Annotated in this window: 17 protein-coding genes; 14 read left to right on the top strand and 3 right to left on the bottom strand. The window is 68.4% G+C overall.

Annotated features, from left to right (window positions below; translation table 11 throughout):
- Positions 1–262 precede the first annotated feature (262 nt).
- From ACTXG6_RS31550 to ACTXG6_RS31530, 5 genes are all read left to right on the top strand, one after another.
- Positions 263–667, top strand: a complete 405-nt coding sequence (locus tag ACTXG6_RS31550; RefSeq protein ID WP_445183052.1) for a hypothetical protein — start codon at positions 263–265, stop codon at positions 665–667.
- Between the two features lie 70 nt (positions 668–737).
- A complete protein-coding gene (locus tag ACTXG6_RS31545) occupies positions 738–1,553 on the top strand; it encodes an IclR family transcriptional regulator (RefSeq protein ID WP_445183051.1) in 816 nt (271 codons plus the stop codon).
- A 166-nt stretch (positions 1,554–1,719) separates the two neighbouring features.
- Complete coding sequence (locus ACTXG6_RS31540; RefSeq protein ID WP_445183050.1) at positions 1,720–2,805, top strand: quaternary amine ABC transporter ATP-binding protein; 1,086 nt, start codon at positions 1,720–1,722, stop codon at positions 2,803–2,805.
- Positions 2,805–4,787 carry an ABC transporter permease gene (locus ACTXG6_RS31535; protein WP_445183049.1) on the top strand — a complete coding sequence of 661 codons (1,983 nt, stop codon included), beginning with the start codon at positions 2,805–2,807 and terminating at the stop codon, positions 4,785–4,787. The genes ACTXG6_RS31540 and ACTXG6_RS31535 overlap by 1 nt, the downstream gene beginning before the upstream one ends.
- 61 nt (positions 4,788–4,848) lie before the next feature.
- Positions 4,849–5,832 carry an ABC transporter substrate-binding protein gene (locus ACTXG6_RS31530; protein WP_445183048.1) on the top strand — a complete coding sequence of 328 codons (984 nt, stop codon included), beginning with the start codon at positions 4,849–4,851 and terminating at the stop codon, positions 5,830–5,832.
- Positions 5,833–5,888: 56 nt separating this feature from the next.
- Here the strand turns inward: ACTXG6_RS31530 and ACTXG6_RS31525 are convergent, their stop codons facing one another.
- Genes ACTXG6_RS31525 through ACTXG6_RS31515 form a run of 3 tightly spaced genes read right to left on the bottom strand, consistent with a single transcriptional unit; the run spans position 5,889 to position 8,873 of the window.
- Complete coding sequence (locus ACTXG6_RS31525) at positions 5,889–6,743, bottom strand: methylenetetrahydrofolate reductase (RefSeq protein ID WP_445183047.1); 855 nt, start codon at positions 6,741–6,743, stop codon at positions 5,889–5,891.
- Positions 6,740–8,056: a glycine cleavage T C-terminal barrel domain-containing protein gene (locus tag ACTXG6_RS31520; protein ID WP_445183046.1), complete on the bottom strand. Its 1,317-nt coding sequence runs from the start codon at positions 8,054–8,056 to the stop codon at positions 6,740–6,742. The genes ACTXG6_RS31525 and ACTXG6_RS31520 overlap by 4 nt, the downstream gene beginning before the upstream one ends.
- A 49-nt stretch (positions 8,057–8,105) precedes the next feature.
- Complete coding sequence (locus ACTXG6_RS31515) at positions 8,106–8,873, bottom strand: IclR family transcriptional regulator (protein WP_445183045.1); 768 nt, start codon at positions 8,871–8,873, stop codon at positions 8,106–8,108.
- Positions 8,874–8,994: 121 nt separating this feature from the next.
- On the opposite strand from ACTXG6_RS31515, the gene ACTXG6_RS31510 reads away from it, so the two are divergent.
- From ACTXG6_RS31510 to ACTXG6_RS31470, 9 genes are all read left to right on the top strand, one after another.
- On the top strand, positions 8,995–11,511 hold the full coding sequence (locus ACTXG6_RS31510) for a GcvT family protein (RefSeq protein WP_445183044.1): 2,517 nt from the start codon (positions 8,995–8,997) through the stop codon (positions 11,509–11,511).
- Between the two features lie 4 nt (positions 11,512–11,515).
- Positions 11,516–12,289: an electron transfer flavoprotein subunit beta/FixA family protein gene (locus tag ACTXG6_RS31505; RefSeq protein ID WP_445183043.1), complete on the top strand. Its 774-nt coding sequence runs from the start codon at positions 11,516–11,518 to the stop codon at positions 12,287–12,289.
- Positions 12,286–13,293, top strand: a complete 1,008-nt coding sequence (locus ACTXG6_RS31500; RefSeq protein WP_445183042.1) for an electron transfer flavoprotein subunit alpha/FixB family protein — start codon at positions 12,286–12,288, stop codon at positions 13,291–13,293. The genes ACTXG6_RS31505 and ACTXG6_RS31500 overlap by 4 nt, the downstream gene beginning before the upstream one ends.
- 502 nt (positions 13,294–13,795) lie before the next feature.
- Positions 13,796–14,710, top strand: a complete 915-nt coding sequence (locus ACTXG6_RS31495; protein WP_445183041.1) for a substrate-binding domain-containing protein — start codon at positions 13,796–13,798, stop codon at positions 14,708–14,710.
- 132 nt (positions 14,711–14,842) lie between these two features.
- A complete protein-coding gene (locus tag ACTXG6_RS31490; protein WP_445183040.1) occupies positions 14,843–15,823 on the top strand; it encodes an ABC transporter permease in 981 nt (326 codons plus the stop codon).
- Complete coding sequence (locus tag ACTXG6_RS31485) at positions 15,820–16,659, top strand: ATP-binding cassette domain-containing protein (protein WP_445183039.1); 840 nt, start codon at positions 15,820–15,822, stop codon at positions 16,657–16,659. The genes ACTXG6_RS31490 and ACTXG6_RS31485 overlap by 4 nt, the downstream gene beginning before the upstream one ends.
- Positions 16,656–17,684 carry an aldo/keto reductase gene (locus tag ACTXG6_RS31480; protein ID WP_445183038.1) on the top strand — a complete coding sequence of 343 codons (1,029 nt, stop codon included), beginning with the start codon at positions 16,656–16,658 and terminating at the stop codon, positions 17,682–17,684. Before ACTXG6_RS31485 ends, ACTXG6_RS31480 begins: the two co-directional genes overlap by 4 nt.
- A gap of 114 nt (positions 17,685–17,798) precedes the next feature.
- Entirely contained in the window at positions 17,799–18,026 is a 228-nt protein-coding gene (locus ACTXG6_RS31475; RefSeq protein ID WP_445183037.1) for a hypothetical protein, read from the top strand.
- A gap of 24 nt (positions 18,027–18,050) precedes the next feature.
- A complete protein-coding gene (locus ACTXG6_RS31470) occupies positions 18,051–18,275 on the top strand; it encodes a TetR/AcrR family transcriptional regulator C-terminal domain-containing protein (RefSeq protein ID WP_445183036.1) in 225 nt (74 codons plus the stop codon).
- The last annotated feature ends 11 nt before the right edge of the window (positions 18,276–18,286 follow it).

Here is an 18,286-nt window from a genome sequence, read left to right as displayed (position 1 = left end):
CGTACCGGACCAGGCATCTCTCAACCTTCCAGGGGGATCAACTTTCCGGCGGATCGACACGGACCCACCTGCACAGTAACCGCACCCGGCCCGGTGGCGGGAGCGTGAAGCACAGCACACGGGCACCGGGAATATCCGGGCGGCGGGCCGCTGAGGTTGTCATCCCGGCGGGTGCGCGTCCAGTATCGGGTCAGCTCGGATACTTGACTGAGATGGTCAGGTATCCGATTGTGGTTGGTCCGGGTCGGCGAAGGTGTGTGGGTTGATAGCGGGGATCGAGGCGCTGCCCGAGGTCGCGTGGCGCGCCTCGGTGCGGATGCGGCCCTGTGAGCTGCGCGCTCCGGCCGCGCTGCCACTCATCAGGCTGCGCGAGATCGAGGTTCACCATGTGGACCTGGCCGTCGGCTACACGTTCGGCGACATCGCCGCGGACACCGCTGCCTGGGTCATCGACGACATCCTGATGGAGTTGGGCCGCCGAGCGGAGATTCGCCCCCTGCGGCTGACGGCGACCGACACCGGCCTCAGCCGTGAGCTGGGCGTCGACGGACCGCTGATCAGCGGAACGCAGGCCGACCTGCTCGCCTGGCTCAGCGGGCGTACGTCCGGTGCCGGCTTGTCCGCCCAGGGCGCCGAGACCGTACCGCCCGCGTCGTATTGGATCTGAGACATCCGGCGGCTGGTCAAGAACGAGTTCCGAGACGAAGTCTGACTGCGCTTCCGCTTACAGTTGTGTCATGAGTCACAACCCAGCGCGGCAGACCGAGTCGGGCGGCTCGGCCAGTCAGGTCCAGTCGGTGGACCGGGCACTGGGCGTCCTCGAACTGCTGGCGCGCCTAGGCGAAGCGGGCGTCACCGAGCTGGCCAAAGAGCTCAATGTGCACAAGTCCACGGCGTTTCGGCTTGTCGTCGCGCTCGAGAACCGCCAATTGGTCGAACAGGTCACCGAACGGGGCAAGTACCGGCTCGGCTTCGGCATCGTGCGGCTGGCCGGCGCCGTCGCCGCCCACCTCGACCTGCCCAGGGAGAGCCGGCCGGTGTGCGAGCGGCTTGCCGCGGAGGTCGGTGAAACGGTGAACGTAGCCGTACTGGATGCCGGCGCCGCGATCAATATCATCCAGGCCCACGGCTCCGCCGCTGTGACCGCTCGCAACTGGGTCGGCGCCCGTACCGCGCTGCACGCGTCCTCCAGCGGCAAGGTGCTACTTGCCTGGGCGAGCGAGGAAGAGTTGGCCGCGGTGCTCGCCAACAAGCTGCAGCGGTACACCAACCACACGATCACGAGCGAGGCTGCATTGCGGGCAGAGCTGAAGAGGGCACGAGCGCGCGGGTGGGCGAGCACGAGCGAGGAACTCGAGACCGGTCTCAACTCGCTCGCCGCGCCGATCCGTGGCGGCGGCGGCTACGTAGTCGCCGCCGTGAGTATCGCTGGCCCTTCCTACCGGCTGACGGTGGACTCCTTCAATGCCGTTGCGGGCAAGCTCGTCCCTGGCGCACAGCAGATCAGCTCTCGGATCGGCTACTTTGCCCCGGCTGAGTCGCAGCTGACCTGAGTGACCCCGCTCTACCACGCCCAATCATGTCCGGTCGACGGATAGCCGCAGGCGCGACCAGGTAGGACAATCCGTCCTTGACGGTCAGCCCCGATGGGGTGAAGGCTGTCGCAACTTGCGCGATACGCAACATCTGGTTCTCGGTCGGCCGAGAAGAGGTGCACCAATGGCGGCGCCTACTGAGCAGGTTACCGGTGGCGGGCGCGCGCGGGACGAGGGCGGCGGCCCCGTTATCTCGGTGCGTGAGTTGTGGAAGGTGTTCGGCACCAAGGCCGACCAGGTCGCGCGCTCGGCGGAATTGCGCGCGTTGCCCCGCCGCGAACTGCTCGCGCGTACCGGCTGCACCGCGGCGGTCAGTGACGTCGGTTTCGAGGTGTCGCCCGGCGAGGTGTTCGTGGTGATGGGCCTCTCCGGTTCGGGCAAGTCCACACTGGTGCGCTGCCTGACCCGACTGATCGAGCCCACGTCCGGCGAGATCGTCTTCCAAGGGCAGGACATCCTGAGCTGCGATGCCAAGCAGCTGCGGGAGCTGCGCCGGCACAAGTTCTCGATGGTGTTCCAGCATTTCGGACTGTTGCCACATCGCCGGGTAATCGACAACGTCGCCTATGGGCTGGAGATCAGCGGCACGCCCAAGGCGCAGCGTCTCAAGCGCGCCGGCGAGGTCATCGATCTGGTCGGACTGTCCGGCTATGAGCGTTCCTACCCTGACCAGCTCTCCGGCGGTATGCAGCAACGGGTCGGCCTGGCCCGTGCGCTGGCCGGCGACCCCGACGTGCTGTTCTTCGACGAGCCGTTCTCCGCGCTCGACCCACTGATCCGCCGCGACATGCAGACCGAGGTCATCCGACTGCACCATGAGGTCGGTAAGACGATGGTGTTCATCACCCACGATCTGTCGGAGGCGCTCAAGCTCGGCGACCGAATCCTGATCATGCGCGATGGGCGGATGGTGCAGATGGGGACGGGAGACGAGCTGGTCGGCGCCCCGGCCGACGACTACGTCCGCGATTTCGTTCGCGACGTACCGAGGGCGAACGTGCTCACCCTCAAGTGGATCATGCGTCCGCCGCGGCCTGAGGATCCACTCGATGGGCCGGAGCTCTCGCCGGATGTGGTGGTGCGCGAGGCCACCCGAGCTGTACTCGCGGCGGACAAGCCGGTCAAGGTGGTCTCGAACGGCAACCTGCTCGGCATCGTGGGCGATGAGGAGATCCTGGCCGTCGTGGCCGGCACGGAAAGCCAAGCCTGATGGCAACCGTGGCGCCGCCGCGCGCGGTGCTGGGCCGCCCGACCCGAGGGATGATCGTCGCCGCCGTGTTGGTCGGGTGGCTGGTGCTCTGGTTGATCCTGCGCGGGATCAACACGCTGCCGCTGGGCGCCGCGCAGCTGACCGACCTGCACCGCTGGCTCAACCAGCTCAACGACGCGATCGGCGCGAGCCGCGACACCAACCCGATCTTCCTCTACTTCTTCAATGTCATCCGTCTGGTGGTCGGCGAGTTCACCGGCGTCATCCAGGCGATCATCGCCCAGCCCGCGTTCGGCGGCCCGATCCCGCTGATCGGCTGGCTCGGTGCGGTCGCGCTGTTCACCTGGATCTCCTACGCGGTGGCCAACGCGAAGGTCGCGCTGCTCACCGCGGCCGGCCTGATCGTGGTCGGGCTGCAGGGGCTGTGGCAGGAGAGCATGGACACCCTCGCGCTCACCCTGTCGGCGGTGATCATCGCGCTGCTGTTCAGCATCCCGCTGGGAATCTGGGCCGGGCTGTCCGACCGGGTCAACCGGATCATCACACCGGTGCTGGACTTCATGCAGACCATGCCGACGTTCGTCTACCTGGCGCCGCTGACCCTGTTCTTCCTGATCGGCCCCGCGTCGGCGACGATCGCGACGCTGATCTACGCCGCTCCGCCCGCGGTGCGGCTGACCGCGCATGGCATCCGGTCAGTTCCGCACGACACCCGCGAGGCCGGTGAGTCGCTCGGTTCGACCACCGGCCAGACCCTGACCAAGATCTTGCTGCCGACCGCCAAGCGCACGATCGTCCTCGGTATCAACCAGACGATCATGGCAGCCCTGTCCATGGTCACCATCGCCGCGCTCATCGACGCGCCAGGACTGGGCAAGACGGTGGTGAAGGCGCTGCAGACGCTGGACGTCGGGACCGCGTTCAACGCGGGCCTGGCGATCGTGGTGCTGGCCATCGTGCTGGACCGGGTGACCACCGCCGCCAGCGCCCGCGCGGAGGCTGTCCGCCGGCACGGCCCGCCGCGCTGGCCGTGGCTGCGACGTGGCTCGCTGGTCATCGGCGGGGTGGTGACCCTGGTGGCGATCTGGCTGTCCCGCACCTATGTCTGGGCCGCGGAGTTCCCCGGCGACGGCGGACTGGGCAGCGCGATCGCCCAGGGCACGTCGGTGGCCACCGACTGGGTCCAGACGGGACTCTCCACGATCACCGGTGTGATCAAGGATGTGATCACTACCGTGCTGATCGAACCCTTGCAGGCGCTGCTGGTGACCTCGCCGTGGTGGCTGGTGGGTGCGGTGATCGTGGCCCTCGCGGTGGTGATCGGCAGCGTGCGCGCGGCGGCGATCTCGGCGATCTGTGTGGCGCTGCTTGTCGCCTCCGGGGTGTGGCAGGACGCAATGACCACGCTGGCCATGGTGCTGGTGGCCACTGTCATCGTGATGGCGATCGGCGTCGTCTTCGGCGTGTGGATGGGCCGCAACCGGCGAGCCGACCGGGTCATCCGACCGCTGCTCGACGCGGCGCAGACCATGCCGTCGTTCGTCTACCTGGTGCCGTTCCTGGCGTTGTTCGCTGCGACCAGGTTCACCGCCATCGCCGCGGCCATCGTGTTCGCCGCCCCGGTGGTCATCAAGATCATTGTGGACGGGATTCGCGGGGTGTCGGCGACGACTGTCGAGGCGTCCATCGCGGCCGGCTCGAGCACCTGGCAGACGATCACGAAGGTGCAGCTGCCGATGGCTCGGGAGGCGCTCACGCTGGCGACCAACCAGGGTCTGATCTATGTGCTGTCCATGGTCGTGGTCGGTGGCCTGGTCGGCGCCGGCGCTCTGGGCTACGACGTGGTGGCCGGCTTCTCCCAGGGCGAGCTCTACGGCAAGGGGCTGGCGGCCGGGCTGGCCATAGTTGTGCTGGGGATCATGCTCGACCGGATCTCGCAAGCGGCGGCGGCCCGGTCGGGTCAGGCGGTTCACCATCGTTGAGTTGGATATCCGACGCGGTCTCGTGACCGACAGTCGTGGACAGGACAGGGAGGGTTCGGCAGTGGCACCCAAGATGATCGGCACCTGTTCGGTTCTACGGCTGACCTGCATAGCGGCGGCCGTCGCGCTGACGCTGGCCGGATGCGGTGGCGCCAAGGTCGGGGACACCGCCGGGGGCACCTCGTCCGGCGGCACTTGCCAGAACGTGAACATCGCGGTCAACCCGTGGGTGGGCTACGAGGCGAACGCGGCCGTGGTCGGCTACGTGCTGCAGAACAAACTCAACTGCAAGGTCACCAAGAAGGACCTCAAGGAGGAGGTCTCCTGGCAGGGTTTCGGCACCGGTGAGGTGGATGCGGTACTGGAGAACTGGGGGCACCCCGACCTGACGAAGAAGTACATCGAGGACCAGAAGACCGGGGTGGACGCCGGCTCAACGGGTGTCAAGGGGGTCATCGGTTGGTTCGTGCCACCGTGGATGGCCCAGCAGTATCCCGACATCACCGACTGGCACAACCTGAACAAATACGCCCCGATGTTCAAGACCTCGGAGTCCGGTGACAAGGGACAGCTCCTCGACGGCGACCCGTCCTACGTGACGAATGACGAGGCGCTGGTCAAGAACCTGAACCTGAACTTCAAGGTGGTCCAGGGCGGCAGCGAGACGGCGCTGATCCAGGCGTTCAAGCAGGCCGAGGAGAAGAAGACCCCGCTGCTCGCCTACTTCTACACGCCGCAGTGGTTGTTCTCCGAGCTCAAGCTGGTCCAGGTGCACCTGCCGCCCTACACCAAGGGCTGTGACGCCAACCCCGAGAAGATCGCCTGCGACTACCCGCCGTATGACCTGAACAAGATCGTGAGCAAGAAGTTCGCCGACGCGAACGGCCCCGCGTACAAGCTGATCAAGAACTTCAAGTGGACGAACGACGATCAGAACCAGGTCGCCCGGTCGATCGCCGAGGACAAGATGACCCCGGACGCCGCGGCGAAGAAGTGGGTGGATGCCAACCCGGACAAGGTCAACGCCTGGCTGCCCGCGCCCTGACCGCGGGGGGTCGGCGATGTCCTGCCTGGAGCGCGGTCCGGACGAGCTACTGGCGGTCAACGGGGCTGTCCCTCGAGCATCCGCTGTCGCCACCGCTCTGTCTCGGCCAGCTGGTTGAACGTGTAGACGTGCAGTCCGGCGACCCCCGAGTCGGGTGCTGTGAGCAGGTTGCTCACCCGGTGCAGCAGCCGCACGGGTGAGTAGCCGCCGGGCCGGATGAGGTTGGTCAACCACAACGGGTGCGTGCGAAGGAACCGGGTCGACTCCCCGACGCCGATCTTGGTGGCTATGGCGAGCAACTTGGTCGACTCGACCGGGCCGGCCACCCCGAGATGGATGGGGAGAGTGACCTGGCGGCGCCGGACCCGCGCGACCCAGGTCGCCAACACCCGAGCGTCGAAACACAGGTTGCTCACGATGTAGGTGGCGTACCCCCGCTTGTCCCACATCGCCTGGACAGTGACGTCGTCGTCGATCCTCGGGTGGCTCTCCGGGTACCCCGGGATGCCGACACTCGGGAACGGCCCGTCGAGGCGGGCCAGCTCGACGAGCAGCGGCAACGCGGCGTCGAACCGGCCAGCCGGCGGGTCCGCGTCCCCGGCCGGCACGAACACGTCGTCGACTCCGACAGCGCGCAGCCGGTCCACGATCTCGCGCAGGTGCGCCCCGTCCCGGACCAGCCGCGCGGACAGGTGCGGTACGACCCGGTAGCCGGCGGCCCGGAGCAGCTCGGTGAGCTCAAGGGTGGCCTCGAGGCCCTTCGCCGGCGACGCCGTGACGGTCACCGTGAGCTCTAGGGGCACGTGCGCGAGAACGTTCTCCGCCACGCCCGCGGTGGGGATCACCTCGTAACGTGCGTGGCGGAGCAGGCCGACCAGGGTGGCACCGGATCGCCTACGGTCGACGGTCACACGGCGGCGTCCAGACCCCGCTGCTTGAGCCGCTCGCGGGTGTTCGGGTTGACCGACTCCCGGAATGGCATGTCCACCACCTCGGCGTCGACCGGCTCGCCCGGCTTCGCCGCGTAGGCATCGGGCAGCCGGACCCGCAGCGCGGTGCCGAGCTCGGACAGCGCGTTCGGCACGAACGCCATGGCGATGTTGGTCTCCAGCTCGGGGGAGTACCACGGCGAGGTCACGTAGCCGATCGGCTTGTCGTCGGTGGCCCCGGTGACCAGCCAGAAGTCGGGTGCGTATTCGTCGATGGGCTTGCCCCCGAGAACCAGGCCGACCAACCGGTGCGTCCACGGCGGCGATCCCGCCTCCATGGCGGCGCGGGCCGATTCCAGGGCACCCTTCCCGATGTAGTCGCCCGCCTTGGTGCGGGGCACCTGGTAGGCGAGATTGGTCTGGAACGGGAGCGTCTCGGCGTCCATGTCCTGTCCCCAGGACAAGATGCCCGCCGCGACCCGGCGGTGGTGCGCGGGCGCGATGACCGCCAGCTCGTGCCGCTTGCCCGCCTCCAGTACCGCGTTCCACAGCGTCTCCGCGTGCAGCGTCGCGTCCCGAAGGTAGATCTCGTACCCCTTCTCGCCGGTGAACCCGGTCTGGGACACGATCACCTCGCAGCCGGCGACCGTGCCCGACCACAGGCCGTAGGACGGAATCGTGGCGGCATCGGGGCCGATCAGGTCGGTCATCAGGTCGATCGACTTAGGTCCCTGGATCTGCACCGGGCAGACGTCGATCTCCCCGATGCTCACGTCGAAGCGCTTGCCCACGTTGACGCCCTGCAGCCACAGCATCAGGTCGCTGTCGGACAGGCTGAACCAGAACTCGTCGTCGGACAGGCGCAGCAGCACCGGGTCGTTGAGGATGCCGCCCTTGTCGTTGCAGAGGATCACGTAGCGGGCGCGCATCGGCGGGATCTTGGTGGCGTCGCGGGTGATCACGAAGTCGACGAACGCCTCCGCGTCCGGACCCTGGACCCGGATCTGCCGCTCCACGGCCACGTCCCACATGGTGACGTGGTTGACCAGCGAGTCGTACTCGACCATCGCCCCGCCGTCTTCCTTCCGTACGTAGCCGCGGGGGTGGTAGACGCGGTTGTAGACCTCGGCCCGCCAGCAGCCCGCCTCGACCGACAGGTGCCAGTACGGCGACTTGCGGATGCGGGTGGAGATCAGGAGCTCGACCGGTGTCGGGCCGGATTGGCGGAGGTTGATCGGGACCGACCGGTCTGACTGGTCGACCGTCGGGTAGTTCGGGTGTACGTGCTGGCCCATGCCCTGCCTCCTTCATCGGTGGAACGGGTTGCCCGGCGCGACGACCACCTCATGCCAGGCCCCCGCCTGCGGCGCGGTTGCCGAGCTGGGTCGAGAGGCCGCGAAGCTCGGTGAGGAGGACCTCGCCGAGCGCGGTGATGCCACGGTCGTTGATGCGGGTGGTGGGCCCGGACACGGAGATCGCGGCCACGACCGCCCCGTCGACACCGCGGACCGGAGCGGCGACCGCGGCCAACCCCAGCTCCAGCTCGTCGAGCGACGCGGCCCAGCCGCGGCGGCGTATCTCGACCAGCGCGTGGTCGAGCTGTGCCCGGTCGACCGGGGAGTGCGGGGTGCGGCGCTCGAGGTTGCCCTTCGGCAGCGGGAGCGAGCCGAAGGCGTAGAGCACCTTGCCCAGCGCCGTGCAGTGGGCCGGTACGTCCACACCCACCCAGTTGGTCGCGCCCAGCACGTAGCGGCTGTCCACCTGCGCGATCTCGACGAGCTCGCTGCCGCGCGGGACCGCGAGGTTGACCGTCTCCTCGGTCAGCTCGCCCAGGCGCTCCAGCGTCGGTCGGGCGAGCTCGGCGAGGTCGTGCACCGCGCTGGGGCGGGCGGCGTAGAGGGAGAACAGCGCGCCCGGCCGGAACGCCCCGGCCTGGTCGCGCTGGACGAGGCGGCTGCGCTCCAGCGCCTGCAGGAGCCGGGACGTCGTCGACTTGGCCAGGCCCAGCTCGTCGACGAGCGAGGTGAAGGTCCGTGGGGCGCCGGACTCCACGACGAGCGTGAGCAACGCGGCCGCGCGGTCGACGGCCTGACTGCCCACCTGTGTCGTCATCGACATCCGTCCCAAAAGAGTTCCATATTGTGGAACCAGTGTTTCGGAAAGCACCGTTAGAGTGCAGCCGGGAATGGCGCCCGTCAAGGTCCCCCCGAGGGGAGCTCTAGGAGGGAAGATCATGGCCAGCGTTCCGCCCACCGCACGCGTAGTGGTGATCGGTGCCGGCATCGTCGGCAACAGCCTCGTGTACCACCTCGCCCGCCTCGGCTGGCGCGACATCGTCCAGATCGACAAGGGGGCGATGCCCAACCCGGGCGGCTCCACCGGCCACGCCTCGAACTTCATCTTCCCGGTCGACCACTCCCGCGAGCTCACCGATCTGACGCTGGACTCGATGCGGCAGTACAAGGAGATGGGCGTCTTCACCGAGTCCGGGGGCTACGAGGTCGCCCGTACCGAGGAGCGGATGGAGGAGCTGCGCCGGCGGATGTCCTCGGCCCGGGCGTGGGGGATCGAGGCCGAGCTGGTCAGCCCCGAGCACGTCGTCGAGAAGGTGCCCTTCCTCGACAAGGACAAGATCCTGGGCGCCTTCTGGACACCGTCGGTCGGCGTCGTCGACTCGCTGCGCGCCGGCACGATCATGCGCGAGAAGGCCATTGAGCTCGGTGCGCTCACCGTCGTGCCGACCGTCGAGGTCACCGGCCTCGACGTCGAACAGGGGCGCATCCGGCGGGTCCGCACCAGCGGCGGGGACATCGAGGCCGACACCGTCGTGATCGCCTGCGGAGTCTGGAGCGCGAAGCTCGCGGCGATGGCGGGCGCCGCGATCCCGCTGACACCCGCGGTGCACCAGATGATCTCGGTCGGCCCGGTTCCGCAGCTCGCCGAGCGCGAGGGCGAGATCTCCTTCCCGATCGTCCGGGACATGGACACCTTCTGCTACGAGCGCCAGCACGGCGCCGACATGGAGGTCGGCTCCTACGCCCACCGCGCGATCCTGCACGACCCGGCCGACATCCCGTCGATCGAGCAGGCGAAGCTCTCGCCCACCGAGATGCCGTTCACCGAGGACGACTTCGACCCGCAGCTGGAGCAGGCGCTGGAGCTGATGCCCGAAGCTCTCGGTGCCGAGGGCGCCGAGATCCGCTACGCCATCAACGGCCTGCTCTCGCTCACTCCCGACGGCGCGCCGATCCTGGGCGAGACCCCCGAGGTCCGCGGCCTCTGGTCGGCCGCCGCGGTGTGGATCAAGGAAGGCCCGGGCGTCGGGCGGGCCGTGGCGGAGTGGATGACCGACGGCCACTCCGAGATCGACATCCACCACACCGACATCGCGCGCTTCTACCCGCACCAGCGCACCCGAGGCCACGTGCGCTCGCGCACCGCCGAGGCCTTCAACAAGACCTACGGCATCGTGCACCCCTCCGAGCAGTGGGCGGGCGAGCGCGACAAGCGGCTCGCGCCGATGCACGCCGCCGAGCGGGCGGCGGGCGCTGTCTTCTTCGAGACCGCGGGCTGGGAACGCCCGATGTGGTACGCCGGCAACGAGGGCCTGCTCGCCGAGTACGGGGACGCGGTACTGCCGCGCGAGCACGAGTGGGACGCGCGCTGGTGGTCGCCGATCATCAACGCCGAGCACCTGGCGATGCGCGAGCGCGCCGGCATCGTCGACCTGTCCGCGTTCGTGATCTTCGACGTCGTCGGCCCGGGGGCGGCGGGCGCGGTACAGGGCATCGTCGTCGCCCAGTCCGACGTCGCCGACGGGCGGGTGATCTACACCCCGGTACTCGACGCCAAGGGTGGCTTCCGGTCGGATCTCACGGTGATGCGGCTGGCGCACGACCGCTACCGCGTGGTCACCGGCGGCGCGCACGGCATGGCCGACCTGAAGTGGTTCTCCGACCACCTGCCCGCCGACGGGAGTGCCCAGCTCGTCGACCTGACCTCGGCCTACACCACCATCGGCCTGTGGGGCCCCCGGGCGCGCGACATCCTCGGCGCAGTCACCGACAACGACATCAGCCACGACGGCTTCGGCTTCCTGACCTGCCGTGACATCGAGGTCGACAGCCTCGCGGTGCTCGCGTCGCGGATCTCCTACGTCGGCGAACTGGGCTGGGAGCTCTACGTGCCGATGGAGCAGGGCGCCCGGCTGTGGCAGCTGCTCCACGAGGCCGGTCGGCCGCACGGCGCGGTCCCCGTCGGGATCGGGGTGTACGGCACCACCGGCCGCCTGGAGAAGGGCTACCGCGCCTTCGGGTTCGAGCTCGACGCCGAGCGGTCGATCGTCGAGGCCGGCATGCAGCGCCCGAAGGTCAAGGCGGCGGAGTTCGTCGGCCGGGAGGCCTACCTGGCGCAGCGCGAGGCCGCCCCGAAGTCGGTGCTGTGCACGATGACCGTCGACAACCACACCTCGGCCAGCGGCGTGCGGCGCTACATGCTCGGCGGGGAGCCGATCCTGACCCGCGACGGCGCCGTCCTCACCGACGGCCACGGCCACCACCCCTATGTCACCTCGGCCGGGTCGGCACCGTCGCTCGGCGCGCACGTGCTGCTGGCGTACCTGCCGCCGGACCAGGCGAGCGTCGGCAACCAGCTTGCGGTGTCCTACATGGAGGAGCTCTACCCGGTGACGGTCGGTTCCATCGACGCCACGCCGCTGTTCGACCCGGCCAACGACCGGATCAAGGGCTGAACCCGTGACAAACGTGCTGGTCTGCGTCAAGCGGGTGCCCGACTTCTCCGGGGAGGTCCTGCTGACCGCCGACGCCCAGGGGGTCGACGCGCGGTTCGTCGGCTTCACCGTCAGCGCGCACGAGAGCTGCGCGGTCGAGCTGGCTGTGAAGATCGCCGCGGCCGGCGGGGGCGCGGCGACCGTGCTGACCCTCGGCCCGGCCGAGGCGGTCGAGCAGCTGCGCTCGGCGCTCGGCGTCGGCTGTACAGGCGCCGTCCTGGTGGAAACGGACCCGGTCGGGTTCGGCCCCGCCGACGTGGCCAGGGAGATCGCCGCGGTGGTCGCCGCCCACGAGGCCGCCGGTCGCACCTACGACCTGATCCTGCTCGGCAACGACGCCGCCGACACCGGTGACTTCCAGGTGGGGATCCGGCTGGCCTACGAGCTCGGCCGCCCGGTGGTCAACGGCATCAACACGGTCGAGGTGACCGACGGGGTCGCGACAGCGCGGGGTGCCGGCGCGGACGGCGGTGTCGAGACCTACCGGGTCCCGCTGCCGGCGGTGGCCACCGTGCTGGAGGGCGGTGTCGAGCCGCGGTACCCGACGATCACCGGGCGGATGAAGGCCAAGAAGGTCGCCGTCGAGGTGGTAGAACCCCGGCGGGAGCCCGTGGGCTCCGGGCGGGTGCGGCTCACGCTGCCGCCCGCGCAGCCGAGCCTCGTCGAGGTGCTCGGCGAGGGGACGGCGGCGGCGCCCGCCGTCGTCGACCTGCTCCGGAGCCTGGGGGTGCTCCGATGATCCTGGTGTTGGTCGAGACCGATGGGTCGGGCGCCACCGAGGCATCGCTGGAGACGGTCACGTTCGCGCGCGACCTCGCTACCCGCGAGACCGGTGACGGGGGCGGCGGTCCGGTCCGCGCCGTCGTGGTGGGCGAGCTGCCGGACGGCACCGTCGAGGCGCTCGGCGCCTATGGCGTGAGCGAGGTGCACCACGCCACCGGTGAGGCGTTCTCGGCCTATGGCGGCGCGGTCTGGGCGGCCGCTGTGCAGGCTGCGCACCAGGTCACCGACTCGGTCGCGGTGACCGCGACCGGCAGCCCGAGGGGCAACGAGGTGTTGGCCCACCTCGCCGCCCGGCTCGGGGTGGCGATGGCCGCGAACGTCGTCGCCTGCCCGACGCCGTTGGCGATGTCCCAGCCGTTCGTAGTGTCCCGGCAGGTGGTCGGCGGAGCCGCGCTCGAGGAGATGCGGCTCGACGACCGACCGGCAGTGTTCAGCGTGGCCGGCCACGCCGTCGAGAGCACCCCGGCCGCGAGCCCCACGACGGCGACCCTGCGCGAGTTCTCCCCGGAGGTGACCGAGGCCGATCTGGTGGCCCGCGTGGTGTCGACGGAACCAGGGGAGCCGGACCGGTCCGGGAGCCTCCGCTCTGCCAAGGTCGTGGTCGGTGCCGGGCGTGGTGCCGGCGGAACGGACGGCTTCGACGGTGTCGTCGAGCTGGCGGGCCTGCTCGACGGCTCGCTCGGCGTCTCCCGGGTGGTCACCAGCCTCGGCTGGCGTCCGCACCACGAGCAGGTCGGCCAGACCGGCAGCCGGATCTCGCCCGAGCTCTACATCCCGTGCGGGATCAGCGGCGCCATCCAGCACTGGGCGGGCTGCGCGAGCTCCAAGACGATCCTGGCGATCAACACCGACGCCGACGCGCCGATGATGACCAGAGCGACCTATGCCGTGATCGGTGACATGCACGAGGTCGTGCCCGCGATCAACGAGGAGATCCGGCGCCGCCGCGATCAACGGTGACCGTAGACGACCTGGTGGCCGTCGGCGGAGCGCATCCCTCTTTACGCGGGAACGAGTCTGACTCCATCTGTACTGATTCCTCGATTCCTGTCATGACAGGACGATGACATGTTGACAGCCTCTCACTAGAGGGCTAACGTGACGTTCCCGGAGTAAGGCCGAGGCCGCGGATCATGAATGGGTGCCGGAGAGGGCGCCCGCGGGTATCACGTTGACGGTCTTCGGTCAGTCACTATTTCATGCCATGAGGATGATGTTAATTCCAGAATAGCGGACAACGGAGTCAGCGGATATGGCGGGATACGGTCGATCTGACGTAAGCTCGAAAATTCACGAACTGTCAAGGCGTCGCTTGTTGCGCAATGCTGGCTCCACGGCGGCAGCTGTCTCTGTTATAGGAGCTCTCGCAGGTTGTGCAAGCACTACCGCGACGACCTCGCAAAACGACACACACGACCCTTGGCCCAAACATCGCGCCTACAAGTTCACCTTGGTCTGCCATGTGACAGCTGACCCGTTCTTCGTGCCCGTCCGGGCCGGAGCGGACGACATGTGCGCATTGTTGGGGTGCTCCTACAACTGGACCGGCTCCGAGAAAGACATCGTCCCCGAGATGGTCAACGCATTTTCGGTCGCGGTCAACAACAAGGTCGACGGTATCGGCTGCTGCATCGTCGACCCGACCGCCTTCAACGACGTGACCAATAGGGCGCTCGGCCGCGGAATCCCGGTCGTTGCGTACAACGCCGAGGCTCCGGTAGGCAAGGGCAACAACGCCATGTCCTACATCGGTCAGGACCTTTACCAGGCTGGTGTGGCCGTGGCCACCCGCATCCTCAGCCACGTGAAGAAAGGCGACCTGGTCGGTGGCATGATCAGTGTCCCGGGCTCGCTCAACGAGCAGCCGCGCATGGACGGCGCCGCAAGCGTGTTCAACCAGGCTGGCATCGACTTCATCCAGGTCGCCGTCGGTGCCACCGAAGGGCCAGCACTCGCCTCCATCCAGGCCTGGTACCAGGGGCACCAGAACGTCAAGTTCATGTTCTCGAGCGGCGGCAGCAACGGGGTCGCCGTCGCGACGGCGATCAAGAAGCTGGGCCTGGCAGCGAAGGGTGTCGGTGGCGCGGCCTTTGACGTCGGCGTTCCGGTGCTGGACCTGATCGCCCAGGGGCAGTTGGCGTTCACGGTCGACCAGCAGGCCTACCTGCAGGGCGCAATGACCATCTACCAGCTGTTCCTCTACAACATCACTGGCGGCCTCATTACACCGGTCAATATCAACACCGGCTTCAAGTACGTCGACAACAAAAATGTGGGCGACTACGTGAACCACAAGGACAGCTGGGAGGGGTCCAGTACCACGCCGGTGGTGCTCACCCCGCCGAAGACCATTCAGGTGTCCGCGGGAACCCGCTAGACAGGTATGAGCCCGGTGCGAGGCGGTGCTGAAATCTCCTCTTATTCTGAGTCCCAAGCTACACGCGCCCCAGAAACCCGTTGGGCGTCCGCATCGGCTTTTCGACGGTTCAGCGAGCTGCACCTGCAGGAAATGGTGATCTCGGTCGTCGCCCTCGCGCTGATTATCTTCTTCACGATCGAGTCCCCGAACTTCTTCACGGGCGACAACGCGGCCGCACTGGCCAGCTTCATCGCTCCGATCGCCTTCTTCGCCCTCGCCGAGGTACCGATCCTCATCTTGGGCGAGATCGACCTTTCGGTGGGCGAGGTCTATGTGCTCTCGCCGTTTATCGTCGAGCACCTCAACAACGGGGGCATTCCCGTCCCGTTCGGGATCGTCCTCTCGATGGTGATATGTGCCGCGGTGGGATGGGTCAACGGCCTCATTACCGTCAAACTCCACATTCCATCGTTCATCACGACGCTCGGAATGACCTTCGCTCTCGAGGGTGTCATCCTCATCGGCTCCAACGGGGCACCGGCAAACCCCGTCGGCGAGGGAACGCTCGCGCTCGTACTGGGCGGCGGGACCTGGGCCGAGGCCTACTGGGCGATCGCCACCATGGTGATCCTCTACATCATGCTGCGCCGGACCTCCTTCGGCCTGCACGTCGTCGCCGTCGGCGGCAACGCGCAGTCGGCCAGGGAGTCCGGCATCAAGGTCGACTTCGTCAAGATCTGGTGCTTCGTGCTGTGCGCCTTCATCGGCGGCCTCATCGGCATCCTCGACGGCTACCACATCGGCAGCATCGACCCGTCCACACCTGGGCTGACCTTCATGTTCTACGGCGTTGCCGCGGCGGTGATCGGCGGCACGGCTCTCACCGGGGGACGCGGCACCATGATCGGCGCCTCCATCGGCGCGGTCGTGCTGGGCATCTTGGAGGACGGTTTCCACGTCATCGGGGTCAACTCCTTCGCCTATGACCTGATCCTCGGGGTCGCCATCCTGGTCGCCATGTTCCTCAACGTTCAGATCGAGCGGGCGACCATCAGAGGAACGGGGCAGGGGTCCTTCGCCCGAATGCTCGGTTCGCCGTTCAACCGACGGAAGGAATCGGTGCCCCGATGACGTCGGAGGCCGCGACGGAAGGGCGAGGCGACGTCGAGGACGTCCTGCGGATCGAGGACATCTCGATGAGCTTCGGCCCCGTCACCGCACTGCGGGGCATCGACCTGCATCTGCGCCGGGGCGAGATCCTCGGTCTCGTCGGCGACAACGGCGCGGGCAAGTCCACCCTCGTCAAGATCCTGACCGGCTTCCACAAGCCGGACAGCGGACGGATCTATCTGGACGGGAAGGAGATACGACTGCGCTCGGTGCAGGACGCCCGCGCGCACGGCATCGAGACGGTGTTCCAGGATCTCGCGCTCGTGGACGAGCTGAGCGTCTTCCACAACCTCTTCCTGAACCGGGAGCACACCGGGGGCGGCTGGTTCAGGTTCCTCAAGAACTCCTCGATGCGCGCCGCCGCGCGCCGCTGCCTGGACGAGATGGCGATCGACATCCTGTCCATCGACGTACCGGTCGCCAAGCTGTCCGGCGGTCAGCGCCAGGCCATCGCCGTCGCCCGGGCGATCCGGCAGCAGGACATCAAGATCCTGCTGCTCGACGAGCCACTCGCGGCGATGGGGGCCAAGGAGACGGCCTTGATCATCCACGTGATCAAAGGCCTGTGCCGGAACACGGACATCTCGGTGATCGTCATCGACCACAACTACGCGCACCTGTTCGACATCTGCGACCGGATCAACGTGATCCAGCAGGGCCGGGTGACCCTGGACAAGGACCTGAGCGAGATCTCCATGGAGGAGCTCATCGAGCTGATGGTGCAGAGCCACCGGCGCGAGCTGTCCAGGTTCATGCCCGAGTCCCGTGTCCCCACAACTCGAGGAGGACCCGAATGACACCGCTCGCCACACGACAGCTCGGCCGGACGGGGTACGACATCAGCGTCGTCGGCGCCGGGAGCTGGGCGATCGGGGGCGCCGAGTGGAAGTACAACTGGGGCGCGCAGGACGACGCCACCTCGGTGCGCGCGCTGCGCCACGCGGTGGCGCTCGGCGTCAACTGGATCGACACCGCGGCGGTCTACGGACGCGGGCATGCCGAGGAGATGGTCGGGCGCGCGATCGCGGGCATGCCCGAAGAGGAGCGGCCGTACCTGTTCACCAAGTGCGGCCTGCGCTGGTCCGACTCGGACGTGTTCGGTGACCCGGTGCGCTGCCTGCGCCCGGACTCGATCCGCCAGGAGTGCGACGCCTCGCTCCGGCGCCTTGGCGTCGAGCGGATCGACCTCTACCAGTTCCACTGGCCGGACGGCACCGGCGTGCCGGTCGAGGACTCCTGGGCGGAGATGGGCCGGCTGATCGAGCAGGGCAAGGTCAGGGCCGGCGCCGTGTCCAACTTCGACGTGGACCTGCTCGAGCGCTGCGAGAAGATCCACCACGTCGACTCGCTGCAGCCGCCGTTCTCGCTGATCGACCGGCGCGCGGGGGCCGAGCTCGCGCCCTGGTGTGCCGAGAACGGCACCGGGCTCATCTGCTACAGCCCGCTGCAGGCCGGCCTGCTGACCGACACCTTCTCCGCCGAGCGACTGGCGCTGATGGACAGCCGGGACTGGCGGCGCTGGCACATCGACTTCACGCATTTCGCGCCGCCGGCGCTGCAGGCGAACCTGGCACTGCGCGACCGCCTGCGCCCCATCGCCGCGCGCCACGACGCCACGGTCGCGGCTGTCGCCGTCGCGTGGGTGCTCAGCTGGCCGGGCGTGACCGGCGCGATCGTCGGCCCGCGCTCGCCCGACCAGGTGGACGGCTGGATCGGCGCCGCCGACTTCGCCCTGACCGACGACGACCTCGACGAGATCGAGGTTGCGCTCGTCGATCTCGGCGTCGGCGCCGGGCCGACGAGACCGCCGAAGGCGAGCTGACGCCCAGCGCCCGGTGGCGAGGTTCAGCCCACCGGCTCGTGCTCGGGTGAGGGTGACGGTGCGCCGGTCCATCGGTGCAGGGCGGATTCGAGGCCGGCGATGTCGGTGGTGTCGGTGCGAACGACGTGCGCCGAGCTCGTCCTCCCGAGCCCGACCCCGCGTCCTGGCGGGGAGCAGATCCGCGGCGTGTGCGCCCAGTTCCGCGACCAGTACCTGAAATACCCCGGAATCTCCCGCGGCGCGCTCGCCATGGCCCCCACCGACCTCGAGATCCTCCGCGTCAGCGAAGGAATGCTGGCGATCCTGCTCGCCGGCGGCGTCGCCCCGCAGTCCGCCGCCTGAGCCATCGTCGCCCTCCTGCTGTACGTGGCCGCCCACTGCCTCGAGGCATCGATCAGGCGCCAGCGATCGGAACAGGATGACGCTGCCTGGGTCCTCGACGGGGACGAACTGCGACGCCGGTTCACCACCCTGCCTGCCGAGACCTTCCCGCACACCACCCGCTACGCCGCCGAGCTCACCGCCGGCGAGGGCCACGACCGGTTCGACTTCACCCTCGCCCTGATGATCGACGGCCTCGCACACCGCTAGCCCGATCGGCG

It is taken from the genome of Pseudonocardia sp. Cha107L01 (assembly GCF_052566575.1).
This window is presented reverse-complemented; position numbering and strand designations above follow the sequence as displayed.